25 protein-coding genes are annotated in these 24,117 nt (G+C 35.7%); 18 read left to right on the forward strand and 7 right to left on the reverse strand.

Annotated elements, in window-relative coordinates; all coding sequences use genetic code 11:
• Positions 1 to 54: 54 nt before the first annotated feature.
• Both ACN5L8_RS01380 and ACN5L8_RS01385 read left to right on the forward strand, forming a co-directional pair.
• Positions 55 to 243: a hypothetical protein gene (locus ACN5L8_RS01380; protein ID WP_115362590.1), complete on the forward strand. Its 189-nt coding sequence runs from the start codon at positions 55 to 57 to the stop codon at positions 241 to 243.
• Positions 243 to 1,583: a cytochrome P450 gene (locus tag ACN5L8_RS01385; RefSeq protein ID WP_115362592.1), complete on the forward strand. Its 1,341-nt coding sequence runs from the start codon at positions 243 to 245 to the stop codon at positions 1,581 to 1,583. The genes ACN5L8_RS01380 and ACN5L8_RS01385 overlap by 1 nt, the downstream gene beginning before the upstream one ends.
• Here the strand turns inward: ACN5L8_RS01385 and ACN5L8_RS01390 are convergent.
• A complete protein-coding gene (locus tag ACN5L8_RS01390) occupies positions 1,580 to 2,608 on the reverse strand; it encodes a DUF4056 domain-containing protein (RefSeq protein WP_419172083.1) in 1,029 nt (342 codons plus the stop codon). The two genes, ACN5L8_RS01385 and ACN5L8_RS01390, sit on opposite strands and share 4 nt — an antisense overlap.
• Before the next feature lie 171 nt (positions 2,609 to 2,779).
• On the opposite strand from ACN5L8_RS01390, the gene ACN5L8_RS01395 reads away from it, so the two are divergent.
• The 4 genes from ACN5L8_RS01395 (at position 2,780) to ACN5L8_RS01410 (ending at position 5,715) form a co-directional block, all read left to right on the forward strand.
• On the forward strand, positions 2,780 to 3,706 hold the full coding sequence (locus tag ACN5L8_RS01395; protein ID WP_419172084.1) for a hypothetical protein: 927 nt from the start codon (positions 2,780 to 2,782) through the stop codon (positions 3,704 to 3,706).
• A 72-nt stretch (positions 3,707 to 3,778) separates the two neighbouring features.
• Positions 3,779 to 4,369 carry a hypothetical protein gene (locus ACN5L8_RS01400; protein WP_120404798.1) on the forward strand — a complete coding sequence of 197 codons (591 nt, stop codon included), beginning with the start codon at positions 3,779 to 3,781 and terminating at the stop codon, positions 4,367 to 4,369.
• Positions 4,370 to 4,386: 17 nt separating this feature from the next.
• On the forward strand, positions 4,387 to 4,938 hold the full coding sequence (locus ACN5L8_RS01405; RefSeq protein ID WP_419172085.1) for a hypothetical protein: 552 nt from the start codon (positions 4,387 to 4,389) through the stop codon (positions 4,936 to 4,938).
• Positions 4,939 to 5,133: 195 nt separating this feature from the next.
• The gene (locus ACN5L8_RS01410; protein ID WP_419172086.1) at positions 5,134 to 5,715 is read left to right on the forward strand and encodes a hypothetical protein; all 582 of its coding nucleotides are present in this window, start codon (positions 5,134 to 5,136) and stop codon (positions 5,713 to 5,715) included.
• A gap of 75 nt (positions 5,716 to 5,790) precedes the next feature.
• On the opposite strand, the gene ACN5L8_RS01415 is transcribed toward ACN5L8_RS01410, so the two are convergent.
• The gene (locus ACN5L8_RS01415) at positions 5,791 to 6,312 is read right to left on the reverse strand and encodes a hypothetical protein (protein WP_419172087.1); all 522 of its coding nucleotides are present in this window, start codon (positions 6,310 to 6,312) and stop codon (positions 5,791 to 5,793) included.
• A gap of 196 nt (positions 6,313 to 6,508) precedes the next feature.
• On the opposite strand from ACN5L8_RS01415, the gene ACN5L8_RS01420 reads away from it, so the two are divergent.
• The 8 genes from ACN5L8_RS01420 to ACN5L8_RS01455 all read left to right on the forward strand — a co-directional run bounded on the left by ACN5L8_RS01420 (position 6,509) and on the right by ACN5L8_RS01455 (position 13,539).
• Positions 6,509 to 7,915, forward strand: coding sequence for a hypothetical protein (locus ACN5L8_RS01420; RefSeq protein WP_419172088.1), 1,407 nt, complete (start codon positions 6,509 to 6,511; stop codon positions 7,913 to 7,915).
• Positions 7,858 to 9,204 carry a cytochrome c biogenesis protein gene (locus ACN5L8_RS01425; RefSeq protein WP_419172089.1) on the forward strand — a complete coding sequence of 449 codons (1,347 nt, stop codon included), beginning with the start codon at positions 7,858 to 7,860 and terminating at the stop codon, positions 9,202 to 9,204. The genes ACN5L8_RS01420 and ACN5L8_RS01425 overlap by 58 nt, the downstream gene beginning before the upstream one ends.
• Positions 9,201 to 9,776, forward strand: coding sequence for a cytochrome c nitrite reductase small subunit (nrfH, locus tag ACN5L8_RS01430; protein ID WP_419168493.1), 576 nt, complete (start codon positions 9,201 to 9,203; stop codon positions 9,774 to 9,776). The genes ACN5L8_RS01425 and nrfH overlap by 4 nt, the downstream gene beginning before the upstream one ends.
• On the forward strand, positions 9,763 to 11,247 hold the full coding sequence (gene nrfA / locus ACN5L8_RS01435; RefSeq protein WP_419168492.1) for an ammonia-forming cytochrome c nitrite reductase: 1,485 nt from the start codon (positions 9,763 to 9,765) through the stop codon (positions 11,245 to 11,247). The genes nrfH and nrfA overlap by 14 nt, the downstream gene beginning before the upstream one ends.
• A gap of 91 nt (positions 11,248 to 11,338) precedes the next feature.
• Entirely contained in the window at positions 11,339 to 11,587 is a 249-nt protein-coding gene (locus tag ACN5L8_RS01440) for a hypothetical protein (RefSeq protein WP_419172090.1), read from the forward strand.
• Between the two features lie 16 nt (positions 11,588 to 11,603).
• A complete protein-coding gene (locus tag ACN5L8_RS01445; RefSeq protein ID WP_419172091.1) occupies positions 11,604 to 11,969 on the forward strand; it encodes a BspA family leucine-rich repeat surface protein in 366 nt (121 codons plus the stop codon).
• A 529-nt stretch (positions 11,970 to 12,498) separates the two neighbouring features.
• Entirely contained in the window at positions 12,499 to 13,071 is a 573-nt protein-coding gene (locus tag ACN5L8_RS01450) for a hypothetical protein (RefSeq protein WP_419172092.1), read from the forward strand.
• A 30-nt stretch (positions 13,072 to 13,101) separates the two neighbouring features.
• Positions 13,102 to 13,539 carry a thioredoxin family protein gene (locus ACN5L8_RS01455; protein WP_419172093.1) on the forward strand — a complete coding sequence of 146 codons (438 nt, stop codon included), beginning with the start codon at positions 13,102 to 13,104 and terminating at the stop codon, positions 13,537 to 13,539.
• A gap of 181 nt (positions 13,540 to 13,720) precedes the next feature.
• Here the strand turns inward: ACN5L8_RS01455 and ACN5L8_RS01460 are convergent, their stop codons facing one another.
• The 3 genes from ACN5L8_RS01460 to ACN5L8_RS01470 form a co-directional block, all read right to left on the reverse strand.
• Positions 13,721 to 14,074: a hypothetical protein gene (locus ACN5L8_RS01460; RefSeq protein WP_419172094.1), complete on the reverse strand. Its 354-nt coding sequence runs from the start codon at positions 14,072 to 14,074 to the stop codon at positions 13,721 to 13,723.
• Between the two features lie 81 nt (positions 14,075 to 14,155).
• Complete coding sequence (locus tag ACN5L8_RS01465; protein ID WP_419172095.1) at positions 14,156 to 14,659, reverse strand: hypothetical protein; 504 nt, start codon at positions 14,657 to 14,659, stop codon at positions 14,156 to 14,158.
• Positions 14,660 to 14,744: 85 nt separating this feature from the next.
• A complete protein-coding gene (locus ACN5L8_RS01470; RefSeq protein ID WP_419172096.1) occupies positions 14,745 to 15,680 on the reverse strand; it encodes a hypothetical protein in 936 nt (311 codons plus the stop codon).
• A 120-nt stretch (positions 15,681 to 15,800) separates the two neighbouring features.
• Between ACN5L8_RS01470 and ACN5L8_RS01475 the strand changes: the two genes are divergently transcribed.
• From ACN5L8_RS01475 to ACN5L8_RS01485, 3 genes are all read left to right on the forward strand, one after another.
• On the forward strand, positions 15,801 to 16,904 hold the full coding sequence (locus ACN5L8_RS01475; RefSeq protein ID WP_419172097.1) for a hypothetical protein: 1,104 nt from the start codon (positions 15,801 to 15,803) through the stop codon (positions 16,902 to 16,904).
• A 104-nt stretch (positions 16,905 to 17,008) separates the two neighbouring features.
• Complete coding sequence (locus ACN5L8_RS01480; protein WP_334678544.1) at positions 17,009 to 18,136, forward strand: DegT/DnrJ/EryC1/StrS family aminotransferase; 1,128 nt, start codon at positions 17,009 to 17,011, stop codon at positions 18,134 to 18,136.
• Positions 18,088 to 18,933 carry a MipA/OmpV family protein gene (locus tag ACN5L8_RS01485; protein WP_419172098.1) on the forward strand — a complete coding sequence of 282 codons (846 nt, stop codon included), beginning with the start codon at positions 18,088 to 18,090 and terminating at the stop codon, positions 18,931 to 18,933. The genes ACN5L8_RS01480 and ACN5L8_RS01485 overlap by 49 nt, the downstream gene beginning before the upstream one ends.
• Positions 18,934 to 18,940: 7 nt before the next feature.
• On the opposite strand, the gene ACN5L8_RS01490 is transcribed toward ACN5L8_RS01485, so the two are convergent.
• Entirely contained in the window at positions 18,941 to 22,336 is a 3,396-nt protein-coding gene (locus tag ACN5L8_RS01490; RefSeq protein WP_419172099.1) for a hypothetical protein, read from the reverse strand.
• Between the two features lie 171 nt (positions 22,337 to 22,507).
• Between ACN5L8_RS01490 and ACN5L8_RS01495 the strand changes: the two genes are divergently transcribed.
• Positions 22,508 to 23,881, forward strand: a complete 1,374-nt coding sequence (locus tag ACN5L8_RS01495; protein ID WP_419172100.1) for an alanine/glycine:cation symporter family protein — start codon at positions 22,508 to 22,510, stop codon at positions 23,879 to 23,881.
• On the opposite strand, the gene ACN5L8_RS01500 is transcribed toward ACN5L8_RS01495, so the two are convergent.
• Positions 23,878 to 24,117 carry a hypothetical protein gene (locus ACN5L8_RS01500; RefSeq protein ID WP_115362710.1) on the reverse strand — a complete coding sequence of 80 codons (240 nt, stop codon included), beginning with the start codon at positions 24,115 to 24,117 and terminating at the stop codon, positions 23,878 to 23,880. The two genes, ACN5L8_RS01495 and ACN5L8_RS01500, sit on opposite strands and share 4 nt — an antisense overlap.

Genomic DNA, 24,117 nt, shown 5'->3' on the forward strand with positions numbered 1-24,117 from the left:
GTGTTCATTTATTAGACAAATGATTGCTGCTTAGACGTATTTGGAGACTCTCTTATGAAGAAGACGTTATCGATTTTTGCTCTTGTGGGACTTATGCATATAAGTGCAAGTGCTGCTTTTTCAATTGCTGATCAAGCAATGGATAGTACTAAGTATGAACTCCCAAAAACTAAAGAGAAAGCTGGCCGAGATGTCGCAGACACCGGAAAGAAAGTTATTCGTGTAAAGGGGAGAGATAAGTAGTGACAAGAATCCCAAGCTTAAAGGCATATCCTATTATTGGAAGTATTGGAGAGTTAAATTTTAAAGAGTGTCTCTTTGAGCAACTAACAGATCGAACATATGATCTTGGGGACTCATTTCGTTTTAAATTATTCCATAAAGATGTCTTAGTTGTTTCTGAGCTTGAGAGCTTTAAAGAAGTTATTGTAAAGAAGAGAAATACATTCTTAAAGGGCAGCACTCTAAATGAAATAAAGCATATCAATAAAGGTAGGCCATCCATATTAGATGCTGATGGCGAAAGCTGGCAGAAGTTAAGAGCAGAGTTAATCCAATTCTTCACACCGAAGATTCTTGAGGGACTATATTCAATAGCAAATAATAGACTTGAAAAACAACTTCCTCTATTTGGTGAGAAGGCCTGTGTAAGAGATGTAGAAGTTCTCATGGGAAAATTGGCCTTATCAATTACAAGTGAATTCTTTATCGAGCATGATTTTAAAATATCAAAAGAAGAAATAACTAATCCAAAAGCAGAATGTGACAGCTTTTATTATTTTCAAAAATTTCTCATTGCTGAATTAACTAAGAGAATGAATTATGGCCCATTGTGGAAGTATCTTCCAACAATTAGTAATTTACGTTTTTCCAAATTTATCAAAGAAGGAAAGGACTTTGTTAGACAAAAAGTTGAAAAAGGAACAGAGAATTATACCTTGATTACCTATCTCAAAGATCAATGGGTTGATACAGAGTCTATTATTGGTCAGATATATGGCCTTGTCGGCGCTTCATTTGAGTCTACAGCGGTTTCATTAACTTGGGCACTGTACTTTCTAGCGCAAAACCAAAAGCTTCAACAGGATTTGTATGAAGAGCTTAAAAATTATGATTTAAAAGATACGAAATCCTTTATTGATAATGAATTACTTCAAACATATGTGGATGAAACTTTAAGGTTAAGGCCAGCATTTCCAATTCTTTTTAGAGAAGCCTGTGAAGATGCTCAAATTAACCAAGATGAGAAAGTTATCGATGTTAAAAAAGGTACGATCGTATTTACGTTATTAGGTAAGATCCTAAATAATAAGAAAGTATGGGGAAGTGACCATAATGAATTTAATCCACAACGATTCAATAATCTAACAAATGAACAAAAGAAGTCTTATATTCCTTACTCTACAGGTACTAGGACATGCCTTGGGCGTGAGATGGCAAATATTGAGGTCAAAATTATCTTGGCCCATCTCATAAAGAACTTCGTTGTCACACCAGCATGTGATCTAAGTCTAGTGAAGCCAAAGCAGAAATTTGTTTTTAGTAGCGACCGAGCAATTGATTTAGAGTTTACAAGACGTTAATACTGTAAAAGAGCATTTCTGTCGTAGTAATTTAAGATATCTCTTTCAACCGCTTCAATGAGTGTTTCGTAATCGCGCTCAATTATGATTTTGCCATCGGTTGATCCGGCATCTTTTAGGATCTTTTTGGCCTGCTTAATCTTAGGTTTGATTTCAATAGATACGAGACCTTTGTTTTCACCAAAGAAATGTGCTTTGCGCTCTTGTGTCGACTGACAGCCTGATACACTATCGTTAGTCACAAGAAGAGGTGATAAGATATCTGATTTCTTACCTATATTTGTTTGCTTATAGAGAAAGTATGTAAAGATCGATCGTCTTTTATAGAACTCTCCTTTTACACTTTTTGTTATTTTCTTAGTAAGCTTCCTCGATACTCGCTCAAGTTCTCCATTTTCCTGATTTAACATCTTGTCTAGCTCAACAGTCATGGCCTGGTCATAGCTTAGCTTCTTATTCTTTAAGGCCCTGCCTGCGACTTCAATACCAATTAAGTGAGAATAGATATCCTCATATGAGAAACCTGACATTTTCTCAGCATTGTTAATCTTTAATGCAGACCATCCATACCAAGTCGTAAACTCATGCCAAGTAAGAATATTATGGGCCATATACTGGGCCGTTTCTATAATTTCATCTTCATTCAGATTTAAGTGTGGCAATTTTGCGATAATAGAGCTTGGCCCTTGTGCTTTTAGCGCCATTTCCTTTGAACCATTTTTAATGGCCTCTTTTATTTTACTCACGTAGAAAGCAGTATAGTCACTGCCAGTTCTTAAGTGAGCGATATCAATAAATCCACCACGACATGTGTATATTAATCCTCGGTCTTCTTCCTTCTTACTTTCGAGATAGCTGTGTTGACCAAGATCATCATCAGCTCTTGAGTAGATAAAGAAAGGAAAAGGAAGGGCCCCAATACGCATCTGAGGCTCTGTCTGGGCCTGCTCTTGTGTAAGGTCCAAACCAAAGGCCTGAGTTGATAATAGCGCGATTAAAATAGGATAGAGAATTCGGTTCTTCATAGCTTTTTCTACCATTTTCAAGCTGTTTAGTGGGCAAAAGAGGAAATATTTATACTCTATGTTCATTTTCTATATAGGGGCCAAGCTATGCTAAATCGGTTAACTTTCTTTACCAGCATTTTAGTTTTCTTAATTTTCTTCTATGTGAAAGTAAAATGTAGAGTATTGTTTATGAAATCGAAATATATCTTAACAATGCTATTTGCCTGCTTTCAATTATCTTCTTTCTCTCTAGAGGTTGATAGTTTTACCCATCGACATGTGCCTTTACTAGACTCTTTAGATAAGCTTGATATCTACCTCAATAAGGCTTTGGAGGATGCTATAAAGGAAGCTAATCACGCTGATGATATCTTTGGCAATATTTGTCACAAAGGGACATTACGAAGAAAAGTGAAGAAGAACTTAGTGGCCTCCCTTAGAGGTTTATTTGTTGCTAATCCCTTACAAGTCTATATTGATAAGGGGAAATTAGGAGATGGATACTCTGTTGAGACAAAAAAGAGTGAGTCGGTATACCAATATATTCCTCTTATTTATAAACCTGTACTGAAGCTTACCCCTTATTCACCACTTATTTTGACTAATAATGCCTATATTGGAAGCGATAAATTTAGTCATATGTTTAATATTGGATATCTATATTATCTAAAACATATCCGTCACGGACAAAGTATTAAAGAAATACTCAAATATGGTAAGAGGTCTGAGTCAATTACCTGGGGAGGTTTCTTTAATGGAATCATCTCAAATGGTGATCTCGTGGCAAATTTTCAAGGGCTGCGCTTCTTTATGAAGCTCTTTGGTAAGGGAGTTGATCCTTTAACTGGTGAAAGTTATGAAGGCCTGGCCGTTATAAAATGTGTCCAAGGTGAATTTAAGAAAGTTAAAGAGATAAGCTTTATCGACTATGTTGATGATGGAATGGATGAAGGCCTAAACTGTAATTCATATACAAATGGCTTTATGAGAAAGCAAATTAAGAAGCATTTGGATAATATTGGTATGGAATGTCCTGTAGAGCCAGATCGCTGTGAGGCCTTGGGAGATAAGTATGAAAAGTATTCAAAGTATCTCCTGCATAAGGACTGTCGTTAATTAAAGCTTAAGATTTCTTAAAACAAGATACATCGACTTGTGTGGCACATGTAACATGTCGATGTGTTACTTATGCAAAGAAAAATCTCATTTCCTACATTATTTCTCATCTACTTATTAAGTTGCGCTTTTTCTTGTTCCAGTAATAAAGAGCAAAGTGATACAAAAGCAAATACACGCTCACTCAGTTCAGTGGAAGGCAAGGTTGAACAAGAATATCAGGAGCTTGATCAGGATTGGCATGATAGGGGAATGGTTGCCAAAGACAATATCGAGCGTATTAAAGATAAGAGAACTCTCCAGGACTTGTGTATTAAAGACTTTGAAAGAAGCTTCTTCTTTCATGCTATACCTGAACATAACGAGGCCATTCGTGGAACCCAAGAAGATGGGATTGTTTACGCTTTAAATATTCTTCATAGTAGCGAACAAGTAAGAGATTATCGATTACTGAAAGTAACTCTTATTAACTTCTACTATAATCATGATAGCGAACTTGTTAAAGTTGATGTGCCGCTACTTGCTCGTGGCTGGAGGGTACAAATGTCCTCTAGGAGACCAGGTGGTTTTGTGATCGATAATTCAAGGTGCTACTATTTTATCAATACAGTTAATCCATTTGAATCAGGTGTCCTATCAATTAACAATGGTAAAGATATCTAAGGAATATGGAGTAAATAATGTCATATACTGATCTATGTAATGAATATAAGAAATCAAGAGAGCTCTTCTTTAAGACTCATGATGATGCTACAGAGTTTGCAACTACTGTGTTCAACGGTTTTCGTTCGTACTTAGGCCTTGGTGAGAACGAATATGATCTCATAAAGCTTGTTCCAACCTTGCAACTTGAAACTGATGAGGAAGAGGAATATTTCTCACCAATAGATGAGGATATTTCTTACACTCCTCATGGTGCCGTTAAATTGGCCGACAACGGTTATTGGATCTTTTCGATCTTGCTTAGGCTCCATATTGATGGAAATAAGAATATGCAGCCAGCAGAAAATATCAAATTTGATATCAGCTATAAAAAAGTCAAAGACACGATCTATTTTAAATACGTCCAAGACAACCAAGATATGCAGATCCAAATAGGAGAGTTAGAGTCTTATTTAAAAAAGAATGTTTATCCAAATATGGAGAAAACCATTATGGAATTCTACCAAAGCCAAGTGAAATTCTTTTTACATGATCGAAGTGTTGAGAGGAAGATTGGTCTCATTGCTTAAATTATTGGCAATAATTATTAAATTCAATAATGTGCTTTTGAAGTTAATTCTTGAGCATAAATTAAATGAAGCTTGATAACATGTAAAAATCTCATTGCCTAAAATAAACCACATATTTTTCAAAAGAAATCTTTGTGTCGTAAATCGTTACTTCCTTCATAATTAAAGCTGTATTTTTTTAAGAGGGGCTTTCTTATGAAAGAAAATCAAGATGTATCAATAAAGACAAGATTAGCGACTATTCTGGGTGGTGTACTTGGCTTTATCGCAGGTAAATATATGGGAATTGTTCCCTTTGTTCCATTGTCTATAATGGCCATCACTTGTGCCATTTTAATGAAATCATATAATCCAGATAAGAATATGCTTAAGAGCTGGAAGATAGTTAGTGCTTCTATTCTTATAGGTCATGCTATTTGGATTCTCTTAGGAAATATTCTGCTATTGGCCCAAGGTGCAGGACTAACAATGATAACCATAATAGGGGGATTAAATGTAATTATTTACCTCACTATCGGCACTCTTCTTGTAATTAATGAAACACCTAAGAAGTCCTTGATTGCAGGAATCATTTTTTCAATGTTGTTCACTCTTATGAATCTATCATCGTTAACATCAATTGGTAATCGTGCTTATATGCCACTTATCCTTTTACATTGTTTCTATCGTTTAAGCTTTATTGTAGTGGCAGTTCGATATATGTGGCTTTATGACACACGTCCTGATGGAACTGGAGAGATAGAAATAATCAACAGTGAAAATATAAGCACAACTTAGACGCCTATTTCATTTAGTCTTAAAGGGGCGCGGGTACCAATGGAAATATCAATAAGTTAGGTAAGTCTTTCAAGCTTAAAGAATATTAATTATCCTAAAAATGGTGAATAACATCGATTTAAAGTGTCTAAATAAGGCCTCTTGGGTCATTTTTTCTCTTATTATTAAACTTTCACAGCATAACTTAAAATAAATACATTCAAGTAGCTGATATTTCCATTGGTACCCGCGCCCCTTAGACTCATTATCTACAAATAGAGGGCTTAGCATGTCAGATTTTTGCCCGATATTTGTTTCCTTTCTTATTTCTCTAAGTCGATTTGAAACTTCACTTCTTTCAATGGCACTAATTTGCTTTGGCGAAGTTAGAATGACAATAATTTTATGAGTAGCAGTTAGTACATATTGTTCATGATAATATATTTTCTTGTCTCTTGAGTTTAGGTAGCTACCACTTCTTGAAAACTCTAAGCTTTTCTTGTTTCTTTTAAGCTCTAAATGTTGCTGTTTAAAATTAGAGAAGTCGGCATAAGACAGTAGCTTGTCACGTTTTGAGAAATAGCTTCTTGCTTTCAATACTGATTCTCTTATCTTCATTCTTCCAGACTTCAATATTATCGAAGCTAAAATCTCTAGCCCAAGCATTAGTTGTTGCTTTAAGGTTAAAGTTGAAAGTTAAGATGAAAATAAGTACTATGCCCCTCATACCTAATCTTTTCGGCCATTTATTTATTGTACTTTAAGCAATATATTTACATTAGACACAATTTACGGCACGAGTTATTCTATTTACATGAGAAATTTATTTAGAAAGGTTGATCAGTCCCTAAGTAGTGTGTACGGAGCGATTACATTGTTGATTGTTTTTGTATGCTACCTGCTAATTGGTAATATTGTAGAGTATTACTACGGTGCACGTGTTGCGAGTATCACTGTTTTTAATAATATCTTCTTTGCACTACTTCTCGGGCTTGTTGTGCTCTCTTTGTTTCTAAGTCTATTAAAGCGTCTTCCATTTAAGAGGAGATTCATAGGTTTCTATCTGATTCACATTGGCCTAATAACTTTGATCATCGCCACAATGCTAAGTTCGTTTACTTCTCTTCGTGCAAGCATGACTTTAGCACCAAAGACAATTAGCAATAAGGCCAACTTAGATAAGTATCAAATCAGTCTGCGTGAGCGAGCAACTGGGGTTACTCAATATGTTGATTTAAATTACTCTTTAAGACCTCAAGGATTAAATCTCGACTTTGGAGCTATCTATTTAATCTCTTATCTACCGTATTCAGAGCATTATAAAACAAAGGTCGATATTAATGAGCAGGTAAGTGCTGTCTTAACAAGAGAGTCTAAGCTTTCAAAGAAACTAAGACTCGACAAGATCTCTCTTTCTACGAATAATTTAGATTACCCAAGCTTCTACCTTGAAGATGGCCTTGAATTCTTATTACTAAATAAGCAAATGAATAATTGTATAAAAAGTCTCACAAAGACAAATTTATCATGTGTACAAATATTAAGACGAAAATCACTCGATAAGATTAAGGATGAATTATGTCTAGAAAATAAATACTTAATCACACAAGAAGGCTTCTATGAGCTATCAAATAATTGTTTACTTGAAAGGCCAATACTAGAGGTTTCAACTAATGATAGTATTATTCAAATTGAAAAGTATCTAGAAAATACTCACTTTAAGAAAGAGTATAAGTATATCGATGATTTCTCAAATAATGAGACTGATCTTGTAAAATACCGAGAGGGTGACTCTTCAAAAGAGATTAAGATTATAAAATTAGGACAAAAGAAAGAAGTGATAAATAAAGAAGGCCGCTTCTTTGACTTATACTTTGGAAAAAAGGAGTTGATACTCCCATTTCAGATTGAGTTAGATAAAATTATTAACACGACTAAAGAAGGAGATCTAACGTTTCTAGACTATAAGGCCCAAGTTAAAATTCATGATGGAACTTCGAATGTAGATAATGAATTAATCGAGTTAAACTCTCCTTTATATATTAATGGTTGGAATTTACATCTAGACACAGTTTCAACACAAGAGAACGGGCCGATGCTACTTACGTTAAACCTCTTATATGATCCAAATAAATGGATAAAGATTGCAGGCTTTAGTGTATTTTGCCTTGGTTTATTAATCCTTGCCTTTCAAAGGAAGAAGAAAAGGAAAGAACACTGAAGAACTTCAAGTTAGGGCTTATTTGGTCGATTCTTATTTTCTTAAATTTCATTGTTCGTGCACAATCATGTCCGCAAAGAGGGGACTTTATCAAGTCTAGTGACACGATCTATTTATTTGAAGATTTAGCTGAAATTAAGATTAATGAATTAAGACTAGATGTTAAGCGTGATATGCTGGAGCTATTTTGTGCTATCTACAATAATGAAATAGATCCAGTCTATGAGAGTAAAATCTTTAACAATAGTGAAGGTCATACTTATTCTCAAAAATCACAACAGGCAGTGAGAATAAGATCTAGTCGAGACTATGATAAACTATCAAAAGTAGAAAAAGAAGAAATTGAGCGCCTGTTAGTTTTTAATGACATCCATACTAAACAAGGCCTTGATAAAATTGATAGTTCTTCCATCTCATCTCTTAGAAAGTTTAGTATTAAGGCACTGTCTTTTTTAAACCAGCACTATGTCATAGAAATTACCTTCTTACTTTCTATTCTTGTATTAATCATAAGCTCTAAAATCATTCCTCTTGCAATTATCAACGCACTTGTTCTCTTAGTATTTATCTTGCGATTTACATCAACAAGTTTCTTTCCGATTTTTACGATCTTTGACACTGTTTGGGTCTCTATACTTATAACTTCACATTGTTGCCTCTTCTTTAGATTTAGACAGTCTGTAAAAAGTATCTCAACGGCCTGTGAGATACTTTTGGCACTACTACTTGGACTTCTTGTATTCTTTCCTAAAGTATTCATTTATCATCCACAGACCCCTATGCCTGTATTACGGACTAATTTTTGGTTAATGACACATGTCTTATGTATGATTGTCTCATACTCAATCTTGGCCATTACTTGGGTTAGTGCAACGATAAATCTATATACGAAACAACAAAGAATCGCCCTTTCAAAAATTCAGACAATGATTAAGTTTGGAATTAGCTTCTTGGCCCTAGGTATTTTCCTTGGTGCAATATGGGCCGATAAAGCTTGGGGGAGATTTTGGGCATGGGACCCGAAAGAGACTTGGAGCTTAATTACACTTTGCCTTTATTCAATATTATTTCATATTGGAAAAATTAAAAAAGTAAAAGAGTCATTTATGGCCCTCTCAATTTCTCTTAGTTTTACTGGAGTTATGATAACTTGGTTCGGAGTTAATTTTGTATTTTCATCTGGCCTCCATTCCTATGGTTTTTCAAATCAGGGAGCTGTGATATTCTTTATACTTATAATTATTCAATTCATTAGTATCTTAAGATATGTAAAATCGGAGAAGGCATGAAGCTTGCTTCTTTTATTATGTTAGCACTCGTCGGTGCAATCATTGGGCTAGGCACTTACACCGTTAAGGAGTCAAATGCTTTAAGCTATATGTCTGATGACCCTAAAGCATGTCTTAACTGTCATGTTATGAATACTGCTTATAATAGTTGGAAGAAAGATGCTCATTCAAGATTTACGAATTGTAATTCTTGTCATGTGCCACATGAGAACCTCCTAAAGACATATGGGTTTAAGGCAATGGATGGCCTAAAACATAGTTATGTTTTTACAACAAGGACAGAGCCTCAAGCCTTAAGGTTAAGTAAAGGTGGTCAAGCGGTCGTGCAACGAAATTGTATTGGTTGTCACGGTGATTATCTTATGGGACATGCAGGAATAAACTTATCTGTTGTGGATGGTCAGAAAAATGGCGATCAGAAATGCTGGGACTGTCACCAAACGACACCACATGGAAAAGTACACTCTCTATCAGCTGATAATCAATTTATCTTTCATGGAGAGCAGAAAGCAACTCACAAATGGATCAAAGAATATTTTAATAAGAAAGAGGAATTAGATGAAAAGAAATAGTGCAATTATCATCGTATTGATGGCCGTAATTGTAGGCCTTTTAGCAACTTTAGCTTCTTCTATTGTTGAGAGAAAGTATGAAGTAAGACAATATCGCATGTCAGGTAATGACTTAACTCAAGATACAACTCAAAACTCTAAATGGGGCCAATACTATCCCTATCAATATCAATCTTTTCTCGCAGCAACTAAAGAAGGGGATGAGTCAACTATTGTTCATGATGAACTTGCGGCCAATCCTGGGCTTGTTTTTCTTTGGGGAGGTTATGGTTTTTCTAAAGATTATAATAAGCCACGAGGTCATACTTTTGCTGTAGTGGATACGATAAATTCGTTAAGAACTGGTGCACCCGCAGATGAGAATTCAGGGCCAATGCCTGCGACATGTTGGACTTGTAAGTCTCCAGATGTTCCAAGAGTGATGAAACGTGACGGCGTTGATTCATACTATACTGGAAAATGGGCACGACATGGTAAAGATATTGTAAACCCTATTGGCTGTGCTGATTGCCATGATGCCCAGACCATGGAGTTAAAGCTTTCTCGTCCGGCCCTTGTTGAGGCCTTGCGTATTGAAGGTGTTGATTTAGAGCGAGTAAGACATAGTGAAATGAAGAACTTAGTATGTGCCCAATGTCACGTAGAGTATTACTTTACAGATAAAGAGACTAATAAGCTTAAGTTTCCGTGGGACAAAGGGACAAAGATTGAAAATGTAATCTCTTATTATGATGATATTGATTTTAAAGATTGGACCCATGGAATCTCTAAGGCGCCAATGCTTAAGGCCCAACACCCAGGGTATGAATTATTTAAAGAGGGGATACACTATAAGAGAGGAGTTTCTTGTGTCGATTGTCACATGCCATATAAAACAGAAGGTGGCGTAAAGTATACAGACCACCATGTTCAGTCTCCGCTACAAAATGTTCAAAACTCATGTCAGCAATGCCATCGTGCTGATTCTCAAGAATTAATCTCTAATGTCATGGATTTAAAGGAGAAGATGATTGAGTTAAAGTCCACAGTTGAGAAAATGATTATTAGATCACACTTTGAGGCGAAGAAAGCTTGGGAGCTTGGTGCTAGCAAGAAACAAATGGAGAGTGCACTGAAGCTAATTAGACATGCACAAATGAGGTGGGATTACGCAACTGCTGCGCATGGTGCCTTCTTTCATGCTCCTGAAGAAGTGCTTCGAATTCTTGGCCTATCAATTAAGAATGCCGCAGACGCAAGAGAAGAGCTTGGTAGTGTCTTAAGAGGCCTCGGCTTTAATGGTGTTGTAAATGTTCCAGATTATAGTAGTAAAGAGAAGGCCCAAGAATACATGGGGCTTAATATCGCTAAGGAAGAAGTCTCTAAGAAAGAGTTCATCAAGAATACTGTTGAGAAGAAGTGGCTTAATAAAGACAATCCTAACGTTGATAAGAAGTATATTGACTACGTTACTCCAGAATTAGATAAGTAAATATATTCTCATATGCCAGTCTAGACTTTAAGAGTCTGGATTGGCATTCCTAAAGATTTAGTCAGTCGTTTAATTTATTGAGAGGATTCCTATGTTACAACAAAATTTAATTCTTATTGGATTATGCTTGATGTCTCTTAGTTCTAGTGCTGCTATATCGATTGCAGACAGGGCACTAGACAATGTCGATTATAAAGAGGTGGCCCTTGATTCATATAATGGTGAAACCAAGATAAGACTAAGCGCTAAAGGTGAAGCCAGGGTAGAGAGCGGGTTGCTTGCTAAAACAAGAGCAAAGCTTTCGGCCACAAAAATTGCCAAGGCCAATGCATCTTTATAAAGTTAAAGGAGATCTGATGGCTGCTAGTTCAAATGTCACTAGAATGGTTGCTATGTTTAGGGATAGCTCAAATCTAATTACGATTGATTTAAGTTCTTTTGATACTTCAAATGTTATTCACATGGATGTAATGTTCGCAGATACTACTAGCCTTCAAGAAGTTCACCTAGATAATTCGTACTTAAATCCTGCTGTAACAATGAATTCTATGTTTCAAAACACTTCTAGCTTAGAGACCTTAGTGATACCTAATTGGGACCTCGAAAATTATGGGCTCATGTCAGCGATAAATATTGACACTGGAATGAAGAGCGCTCCACCACCAACAATTATCTGTAAAGGGGCACGGGTACCGATGGAACTTTCAGCTACTTATAAGTAACTAATTGTGGATATGCTGTAAAAATTTAATAAAAAAGTAAAAAATAATCAAAAAAACCTAATTTAATTGCTCTAGATTAATACTATCTGTCATCTTCTGGGGATATATTCTTATTTTAGCTCGAAAAGCCTATCTAACTTATTGAAAGTTCCATCGGTACCCGCGCCCTTGTACATCCTTGTACTTCTTGTACTTCAATTTTGCACGTAGAAATGTACACGTCATTAGAAATGTCTTTATCAGGTGTGGGCCTAATTAATAAGATGACATTTATCAACTCTTGGCCCTAGAAGTCTATACAGTTGTCCTTTTGGCAATTAAATCTGCCATTTTCACAGAAATATACAAATTACGAAAATCCCTGCTTTTTAAAAACTTAGAATAATCTCAATTTTTCTTATGCATAATACTTTGAAATCATTGGCTTCATATCAATATGAATATGTTCGCCCATATTTGAGGTCATTTAGAACTTAAACTAAGAGATAATTATCAATCAACAAATCGATAGGGACGCTTTGGAGATTAAATGAATTTGGAAATGGGGAAGATATTTGCGGGATATTTATATGGCCTCTTCATATTCTTGCAGTCATTTCTATGTTACTTGGTATGGAATGATTATTTTATAAAGAAATATGGGCCTAAGGTGGCAAATGCATTTGACGGTGCCATCATACAATCACTTGGGGTTGTTCCTATAGCTATGTCCTTAATATTCTTCTTTGTCTTAGGATCGCGGAGTAAGATTCGAAAAAGGATCTCATCAGATAAATTCATAAAGACTCATGACAAAATCAATTGCGAGGAAATCGCTCGATTTGAAGTTGTAGCAATGTGGACTAACGCCTGGTCTCTGGCCAGTACCATAACAATGCTTGGAGTTCTTGGAGTTATCACTCATGGAATAAGCTCAACACAATTCTACTTTTCTTATGGTTCAAGTCTTGTCTTAATGCTCATTATGTTTCCAAGGCCCAAAGCTTTAAGGATGCCACTAGGGGATAATGTTGCTCAATTTAACCCAGACAATTGTATTGAGTTATATTCAAAAGATGAAGTGTATGATAATAATGATATAGATAAGAAAATGAGTGCATGAATATTCGTTATTTTTAGTATGGTGTCTTGAATGAATATAAAGAAAATAAATAATGAAAACTTTGAATCTGTTGTCTCTAGTGAAAAGGGTGTTTTCGTTATCAAGTTTTATTCTGATACATGTGGCCCATGTAAAACAATGGCACCTGTCTTTGAAGCTCTAAATGAAAACAATCCAGGTATAAATGTTTATGAAGTAAATACCATGGAGAGTCCTGAAATTGCAGATCAATTTGGAGTGCGTGGCGTTCCATACACGGCCATTTGTGAAAATAGGGAAGTTCTCTATGACTTCACAGGACTTACACCCCTAGGAAAGATTCAATACGTGATAAATAATATCAATGATACTCACTTTCGCTTAACTGGAGAGTTCAAAGCACCAGAAACAAAGAAGAACTACTTCTTTCAAGCAATCGTCATTAGTTTGCTAGCAGTCTTTGCTTTAGCTATCTTTTTTGCTGGGTAGAAATTGAATTGGATTCAAATGCCAAGTGAATAATTAAACACCTAATAATTTATGGGTATAGTGTATTTGAAGATGACGAAAACCAAACTAAATTACACGGCAACTAGAGGGAAAGGGAAAATATTTCATGCGATATAATATCAGTTATATCGGGTAAGGCATATATTAACGTGTTGAAATGCTAAATCTTGTCACAAACTAAGCTTACAGCTGTGACTCTAGACTCATGCTTTTTAGAGTTACTTAGTACATAGTTTGCAAAACTATCATCTGCTGCAGAATTATATTGAAAATAATCAGCATCTAATGACACTTCTTGTTTGGCCAAGTTTACAATTCTACTATAGTCATTGCGGCCAATCTCATAAGAAATTATCATTGCATTATTATCATATCTTTTAGCATTAATTTTAAGCTGGAAATTTTCACCATCAAACGTGTTGCCACATAATTTGATAAAATTAGCGTGGTAACCACGGCAAGTTTTAGATGATTTTTCATAAGTTCCCCCCAGAATTTGAAAAATTACTATCATAGTGAATTTTCACTACATATCATGTAATTTTGCCCCGTGGGTACCACGGCTAAAATTTACAAGATTTTTCATCAAATCTGATTATTTCTTATTATAGTAATAATCATCGCTAAATTCTTTAACTTCAAAACATTCGATACGAAATAAGTAATGATCTGACTCTCCAAATGTTTTTCTATTATTAGCGTTATCATATGCTCTTGGACTATAGATAACTCGTGGTGTGACAGGCCATGTGGCATCATCAATTGTAGTTGCATCGTGATCTGTTTCAACGGCCGACCATTTCAGGTATCCATTGCCACCAATAAAGACATTTGAAAACAATGAGCGATCATTGTCTAAATCAATTAATAGCTTTATATCAGGGCCATATACTGCATTGTATTGCTCATGAAATACTGTATTTAAAAGACGCCCAGCATACGCACGATATGTGACTGGATTTACTTTTTTCTCAAAGATATCAACTTGGCAACGAAACGAGATATAATTTGTCGTTCCAAAATCGATTGTTGCTGTATAAGCTGTTGCGCTTAAAAGACAAATAGAAACAAATATCCCAAACTTTGTAAGATTTTTCATAACTCCCCCAACCATAAAAATTATTTAACAATTTTTATCGGAAATAGGAGAGACTTAACACTTAAAAAAAAGTAAAAATTCTTCTTTATTTATCTGTATTTCTTAAGTTTAAATATAGAGATCCTCGAAATAACGTCATTGAGCCGCTAATAACCTGTCCCTTCTTGTATGGACAAGCACCGACAACATTAACTCCTTTCATCATTAATTCAGACTCAGATAATGGATTGAAGTAACTTCCCATCCATACATTTGGATATGCTGTGCGTACATGACAACCGAAGCTAGTCATTGTCACTTCTGTGATATCAGCAACGGCCTGTGCTTCTTCATAAATATATTCTTCATCGTATTCGTATCGATCACTTTGAAAGTCTTTAAACCAGCATGAAGGCCTTTTGTCATTAAATAGGCCGGCCCTTAACGTATCAACACGGCACTGCCCTTTTGGATAATCATTAAAGATCGTATATGGACTTATATGGGCCGTCTTATGATTGATATGAGCATTTTCTGAATAGATTACAGATGCATCTCTTATGGCCGCTAAACCTCTTAGACAAAATCTATTATTATCACATTTTTCAATTAACTCTTGCTTGATGTGACTTAGTGAATAATTGCTATCATCAGTTTCTACAAAGTATTTCTTTAAGCAGGTTCTTGTTGCAAAATAGTCTGACTGGCCTTCACTTGTGTACTTTTGTGTTGGCATTACTTTTGGGTATCCACCTATTAGGTGTCCAATTTCATGACAAGTAACAAGGGCCAAAGCATCCGTACTTAAGTTTAAATTACGGACAAAGCCACCGTGAAAGCTAAATTGTGCTTTACCATTCTTATATGAGACAGAGGCATTTTCAGTTTCTGATTCCCAGTTAATATCCACAATTCTTTGAGTTGGCAGATCCTTATCATAGATTTCAATTAATTTATTAATTGTTTGTGCAAACTCTCCTTGAGAGATTTGAGCTTGGATACTAAGTGGCAGAATTAAAAGCATAAGAATAAGTGTTTTCATAAATGCTTTTTATCACCAAATTCCCCTCTTTGGTATGTAGCTTGCAAATATAACAGTATAAAACGTTTATAAGGCCAAATTATGGCCATTTTGTCTAATAAAACGACAGGAGTCGACCAAATGTTAAACAACATCAAGCTGTTACTAGGATTTTCACTAATTCTACTTATTTTTTCACCTGCTAATAGTCTCGCTTCATTTGGATCAAGCTGTCATATCAATAATGCGAGAGTTAATTACGTTCAAGAACATGAAGGGAAGCTTTATATTGGATTTGAGAACCTTAGAGACAAGTCAGGTCTAGTCTTTAATAATGCACAACAATTAATACCAACACAAGAATCAATTAAAGAGATGCTTTTATGGGCATCAGAAAGTAAGAATCGTTATTTTGATATCGAATTAGGTGGATATGCCTGTGCCTTAATCAGTGCAAATAGAGGAACGAGTCAGGTATACCTTTCATCTGAAGAAGCTATTTCTAGTATAAAAAGTGATAAGAATGATGGCTGTATTTGTGATGTAACTAACACAAGTACACCTACTATGTTTATGCTTCCAACAATGAATGAAGTTGGGGATATTCTTGAGCATATGGCCGGATTCAATGATGAGCAGATTGCTAACTTTCAAGGAGCTATGCTTGATATGTTTGCCAATATGAACCCGCAAAGATCCCAGGCAAACTCAATGGCCCTACCACTGATTTTATTAGAGAAAATATCTCTTATGGGAGTCGAGAAGATTTCAAATACACAACTCGCCTACTTAGTTGGAACTTTTCAAGACCAATTAAAACCAAAGGAGCTTGAGCTCTTAGAAGATATTGTTAATCAAATTGATAATATAGAATTTAAAAAGGATCGCAAGGGTAATACCGTCGTTAAATTGAATACTTTCAATGGTGATATAAAAATCAGATCAGAAGATATACCAATGAATACACAAGAGCAGCGAGAGGCCCTTGCGGAAACTCTCCACTATGCAGAAATAGAAGATGGAGCAACACTTATTTATGAAAAGACTGATGGTGACATTGGACGATATAAGAAAGTAGAAATCGACGGGATTAAAGTCGAAGGAAATTTCCCTGTTATTGGAAATTTACGAATAACACCACGTCGAGCAACAATAAATTTAGATGACGATGACGTTCCTGCGCAGGTAAAGGTAAGCTTTAAAAAGTTAGTTTCTGTGCCCTGGACATTTGATATTAAGCAATAGGAGAGTTATACGCTCCCCTATTGCTTAAAAAATACCATTTACGCTATTCCTAAGTCATATTCTTTGTCATATAATGTGCTAAACACATAAAATTGCGAGGAAATATGTCAATTAACGGCGTACCATTTATTACCCTAAATCGTTTCGAAAATGGCTTTCGTGAAGAATTCTTAGCTGGAGTAGAAACTCTATTTGATAACACACAATTTATTGGTGGACCTCAAGTTGCAAAACTTGAAGAAAAACTAAAAGAGAAAACAGAAGCAAAACATGTCGTTGGTTGTGCTAACGGTACAGATGCAATTCAAATTGCATTACGTGGTGTCGGTATTGATAAAGATGATGTTGTTCTAATTCCAGATATGACTTTTTGGGCAACATTTGAAGCTGTTGTTAATGTTAATGCCAAGCCTGTTACAGTTGACGTAAGTCGTGAGACACTTCACTGGGATAAAGAAACTTTCAAAGAAGCTGTTGAAAAATTTAAACCAAAGGCAGCTATTCTTGTTCACCTATATGGATGGGGTTGTCCAGACACGATGGAAATAAGAAAAATTGCGGAAGATAACGGAGTTACTCTAATAGAAGACGGTGCTCAGTGCTTTGGAACTAAAGTTCATGGCGAGTCTCTACTAGGAAGCGCAAAAGTTGCAACAACAAGTTTCTATCCTGCAAAGGTCCTGGGAGCTTCAGGTGATGCGGGAGCAATCTTTTCAACAGATGAGCAAATTATTAATACTTGTCGTACTCTAATCAATCATGGTCGTACAAGCCATTACTCACATGGACTTATTGGTTGGAACTCTAGAATTGGTGCTTACGAGTCACTATTTCTCAATATGTCACTTGAGCACATTGATGCAAGACTAGACTCAAGACGAAAAGCAGTTAAATACTATCAAGAAAACTTACAAGGCCTACCTTTAAAAATACAAGAAGTTCCTTCTCACGTTGAAGAGAATGGATATTGTAGTGTTGCCTTAATTGATCCAGACCTTAGAGGACCATTAATTGAATCGCTAAAAGCGGCCAATGTCGGTTTTGGAACAATCTATCCAGGTGCAATGAGTAAGCAAGAAGCAGCTCCAAAGTATATGGCCGGATCAATTGATAATGGAAATGCGGACTATATAAGTAAGGCCGTATTAAACCTACCTTGTTACGCTTATATCACGGAAGAAGAATGCGAATACGTTTGCCAAGTAGTAAAGAAACACTTTTCAAATTCATAAAATTATTGATTATAGGGCCTGCTCTCTTTGGACAGGCCTTGGTCTTTTCCAATGGTCGCACTGATCGCATCGATAATCTTGAAAAGCAACGAGCAAAAAGGCCTGAGCCAACTAATCAGATAGGTCTGGGCTCAAGTATTTCGACTTCTCTATATAAAGTTGGTGATAGTTTCGATATTCCAGTTGTTCCTTCAATCACTTATAATTACAAACGCTTCTCTTTTCGTGGAGTTGCCGCAAGTTTTAAGCTACTCCCTCTAACAAGACTTACTCTAAAGCCAGACTTTAATAAAGTAGAGGCCGAAAAAGGCACTTATAATGAAGGACTAAGAGAGAGAAATCGCTCACTTGATCTAGGTCTAAGTTTCTTACTGCCTTCTAAGTGGTTTATGACAAGATTTTCTTATGAAAGAGATATCAGTGGTCGCTCTGAAGCAAATAAATACAGTGTCTCAGTTTCTAAGGCCTTCCAATTTGAACCTTGGAAAGGTGAAAAGATTAGCCTGCTGCCAGGTATTTCATATTCTCAACACTCTAAGCAGTGGAGTCGTTATTACTTTGGAGTTACTGACACTGAAGCAAGGGCAGATCGACCGAAGTATACACCTGAAGATTCTCATCAATGGACATTGCGATTGATAGGTAACTACCCTATTACTGAAAAATATGTTTTAAATACATTTTATTCGTATACGATATTTTCTTCGGCCGTAGAAGATAGCCCCTTAACTAAAAGAGGCTATCGTTCAAGTATATTTTTTGGATTAAATTATATTTTAGGCAAGTCTACCAGATAGTAAGAGATTACTTTAAGAACTCGTATGCTTTATGAGCAAAAAGAGCATCTGGTAGAATATATAAAGTCCAATCACTAATTTCACCATTAATAATCTTTAAATTATTTGTGTGGTATCTCTTTGCATAATAGCGTGAGAACGGATCAATATATGCTTCATTAAGCTCGTTTACGATTTGCTTAGCACGTTGCTTATAATTTACACCACTAGGCTGTTTAAGAGCTACAACCGAATCAATTGCATCAGCAATAACTTTAGCAGCTGTCGCTATTTGCATAATTTCTGCACCTGTTGTTGAGTAATTATCATAATGAGACTTATTCTCATTTAATAGTGCAAGAGAGTCATAATTTGTTACAACTTTCTTTAAGCGGTGAACTAATGATCTCTTCGTTACATCGCTATTGTAATATAAGCGATCATAAACTGTGATAAAATCTTTTACTGTCTTAACGTTTCCAGCTTTTACATCTTTAACGATTGCATTGGCCTCATTCATAATTAAAAATAGCTCATGCTTATCAACTGTAGATGGGTTAAATACCATTTTAAAATCAAAGTTAATTGTTTTCTTTGTGTAATCAATTCCTACACCAACTTTTCTTCCCTTAAAGTTTTGGTCTTTAACAAGTAGTAAATCCCAGACAGGTCCAGCAAGGCGTGGGTTAAGTTGAAGTAAGATATCATTCTTAGTTGTAAATACTTTTAAATAATTATTAAGAGCGAAACCAGCAAGAGTTGCACTTCCGTTTTCTCTACCAACAGGATTTAGCTTTGGCCCTGCAATTTTTAATACAAGCTTCTTTAAGTTTGAACCTATTAGTCCATTCTTAAGATTAACATCCCCTATCATAGCGTTAAGAATAGACCCAAACAGTCCTGGGTTCTTAACCGATCGTCCAATAGACTCAAGTTCAATCTTTAGTAGAGTATTTCCTAGAAAGATTTCATCTGCATTCTTTTCAAGAAGCTCCTTCTTATACTCATCCAAGGCAACAGCATGCAATTTAATACGTGCTGTAATTGATGAACGATTATTAATAATTTTATAATTCTTAGCATCTCGATTAAAAATACTGTCAAAGACTCTACGGCCAAACCAATTCTTCTTCTTTTCAATCTGATTTAATGCAATCGATAGATAAAGTTGGTTATCTCCTTGTGTTCTTACAGTCAGGTCTTCAAGAATATTGACGCTACCTTCCTCAAGTGTTGCTAGTTGTGCTTTTGCATCTCTAACTTGTGGTGCAATCGAAGCTGTTAAAATCGAATTAACCATTGATTCAAACTCTCTTAATTTAATTTTAAAAGAATAATCAACAGGGCCTTCATTCTTAACATTTCCGCTTGTTCCAACAAAAGTCAAACTATCTTTCTTTTCTTGGCGATTATAAATTGTATTTAAAAATTCCTTACTACGTACTCCATTACCTATCGCTAGATCTAGGTATGTCTTATCCATTAACTTGTCGAATATTGGCTCGATATTCCAAACCTGAATATTGTTTTGAGCATAGAGGATCTTCTCACTCAATATCTTTGGATCAAGGTTAATTTGTAAACGTCCTGTATGACGATCGATACCTAAGATATTGTTAAAGAATTCAACAAGATTCTCTTCAGTCATATCTTCAGGAATTGACGTAAACGGCCCTTGTAGATCAAGTTTTTTAACTTCAATTAGTTTATCAACTGTTTTTACAGAGTTAATAGAAGCAAAGTTATTTTTAAAGTTTTCAAGTTTTCTAATTAGATCTTCTTTAATCTCTTTTGGATCAGTTTTTTGCTCATCACCTTCTTTTGATGCAAGAGGATCACTAATTAAATATGTTTTTAAGATATTGGCAGTTGCAAGTTTTGTGAACTCTTCTAGAAAGTATCCTTTATCTGTCTTAGGTGTTAAATGAACTCGTCCTTGGCTTCCTTCTCCTAGTACGGCCTCTTTAATATCAAGCTCTAAGACACCATTATCTCTCATATATACATATAGTGATAATTCAAATGGAACAGAGTCCCCATATCTATTACTATCAAGTCTTATGTCTGGGTTATTAAAATCAATTCCTTCACCTTCAAGTCCCATCTCAAAAAGAGAATTTAACTCTAAATTAACTCTCCCTTTTAAAACAACACCAGGTAGGTGTGGTGCTAACACAACATTTAATTCTTTAAATAATGGTTCTTTTTCGATTAATTTAAAATCTCTAAAAAAGTTAGTAAATTGTGATACAGCATTTTGAGAAACACGAGTTTCAACAAATGGCATTGTTTTGGACTTGCTTCCACCATTTCTATTTTCCATGTCAATAACATGTCTAAGTTTCAAGTCAGCAATGGATACTCTTAAAAACTCTTCAGCAGCGACAAAGAAGTTAATATTTGCTTTTTGTGGTTCATCAATAAAGTACAAGTCGTCTTTAGAAAGGGCCTTGCGAGCTTTTGAGATGAGAGTTGAGCGGATTTCATTAATAATTCTCTCTTCACGCACATTCCAATTAAAGATACCTGTTGCTTCCATCAAGCGTGAGTGAAGCTTTGTTAATCTCGTTTCAACATCTTTATTAAAACCATAAGTAATATATTCTTGTTCTCTTAATTTAAGCAATTCATTAGCGGCAACTTTTCCAGCATCACGAATCCCTTTAATATAGCTAATTGATGGATTACCAATTCCAGCCTCCACCATAAAGGCAGCACCTTGAGCTGTTCCCTTCATTTTCTTTGGCCCAATATACCAAATCTGTAGATCTTCTAAGTCACTATAACGAGTGAATCCAGTAATTTTTGTAAAGTTAAAACTCGCACGTATGCGGTTGTCTTTAATCACAATATCTTGATTGTCGAATAATTCACGAATCATTTTTGATAGATCTTCATCAGAATAATCAGTTGGAGCTTTATGATCTGCTAGAAAATAATTCAATAGGCTTCGGTTTTTTAATAGTGCAGCTGTAACATTAGTTACCATGTGCATACCATTTGTATAATCAACGTCATCAAGGACAAATTTCTTAATTTCTAATTCAATATACTGGCCGCGAACATACGAAGGAAAACCAAGCACTAGAGAGATTGTGTGCTCGTTTAATAATTTATCACCGGCCTTATCTTCCATACTCAAAAGCATCGAATCTGGCATGATTATAGTGGCATCTAAATGAAGAGTGCGATCAATAGGGTTTAAATCAATCTTGCTGATCTCTTTAAAGTAAGAACCTTCTGGCTTAACTAGAACATCTTGAAGGTCTTGTCTTAAAAACTTTAAAGGAAACTTTAGTGAAACAAGGGCCTCTTCATTTCCAAATTCCTCATCGGCAGCTTTATAGATAGCCCCGCTGTGTGTACGCTTAGCGTAGACGTGAACTTGTGTCGAAAATATCGACAGTGTCAAAAATATGGCCAACAGAATCCTTGATTTAAGCACTTTATACCTCTCTCATTTGTATGTTGTAGATATAGGTTGCAATCTAAATGCCAATTATTGTCTATAAGAATATTCAAAGCGCACCTTGTTGTAATTTCGACGAAGCTATGGAAAAATTATTGATAATTCAATTAATTACAAAGGATTTACATGAATTTTTCTGCATTTCTTGCGGAAGCCGTCGAGATCGTCTGGGGCCTGCCACTTATTATCTTATTACTTGGTGGAGGGATATATCTCGTTGCCATTTCACGTTTAAAAACATTAGCAGGTTTCTTTCACGCTTTTCGACTCATTTCAGGTAAATTCCATCACAAGAACGACAATGAAAGTAAGGGACAGATCTCTCACTTTAAGGCCTTAACAAATGCCCTCTCTTCAACCGTAGGAATGGGAAATGTAGCAGGTGTTGCAGTTGCAATATCACAAGGTGGACCAGGTGCTATTTTTTGGATGTGGGTTGGGGCCCTTATTGGGATGAACACGAAGTTTTTCGAGTGTACTCTGGCCGTTATGTATCGACGCAATGATCACCACGGAGAAATTCAAGGTGGCCCTATGTATACGATTATCGAAGCGCTACCAAAGTATTTGCACTTTCTTGCTTATTTCTTTGCTGGAGCGGGCCTAATAGGCTCATTAGGTGTCTTTAATACAAATCAAATGGCAACATTCATGGCCTCTAATTATAGCATTCCTACACATATCACAGGCATACTGGCGGCCGTTCTTCTTGTCTATATTCTAATGGGTGGTGTTAAAAGAATTGGCGAGGCCACTTCTAAACTAGTGCCGGCAATGTGTACTCTTTATATTGGATGTGCTCTTGTTATTATCATTATGAATTTTGGCAACGTTGCCGATGTATTTGCTTTAATTTTCAAAGAAGCATTCGCTGGGCGAGCTGCAGTGGGTGGTGTTTCTGGTCTAGCGGTAATCCATATCTTTAAAACAGGAATCAAACGTGCAACATATTCTAATGAAGCAGGTGTCGGTTCTGCTCCAATGGCCCATGGAAACGCAAAAACAAGTGAACCCGTGGCCGAAGGTCTAGTTGCTATGGTTGGCCCTTTCATTGATACAATTATCGTTTGTACAATGACTTCAATAGTAATTCTAAGTTCACTTTCTCCTGCTGAGCTACAAGAATCAAATGGTGTACTGATTACTCAAATGGCCTTTATGAAAAACTTTGGAATGGCCGGATCGCATCTTCTAGGAATTTCAATTATTCTTTTTGCCTTATCCACTGTCATTGGATCTGCTAACTACTGTGAGAAATGTTGGGACTTCTTATTTGGTGGCGTACCAATAATGGGAGCAAGGCTTACCTTTGCTCTATTCTATGCTTCGACAGTACTACTAGGGGCCGTATCTGCTCCTACAGACATGGTAAATGCAATGGATATCGGATTTGCTTTGATGGCCATACCAAATATGATTGCCACTATTGCACTAGCGCCTAAGGTTAAGCATAAATTTGATGAATATTATGAGAAGTATATTCGAAAGATTGCAGCTTAGCCCTCTTTTGTATTAATGACTTTTTTCTCAAGTAGATCAATACGCCCCTCGAGTCTTTTAATAAGGTTTAAATAGTGGCGGTGGCAACTTAGATCCTGCATTCCACATGTATTTCGACTTAAACGAGCTTTCTTATGTTGAAGTTTGAGGCTTTTAAGATCGTCATGCTCAACATTAAGAGACAGAATTGCTGCTAATACAAGAAATGCTCCACTTAGGATAAATACTCTATTCAT

The sequence above is a fragment of the Halobacteriovorax sp. genome, from assembly GCF_048381875.1.
Lineage (GTDB): Bacteria > Bdellovibrionota > Bacteriovoracia > Bacteriovoracales > Bacteriovoracaceae > Halobacteriovorax_A > Halobacteriovorax_A vibrionivorans.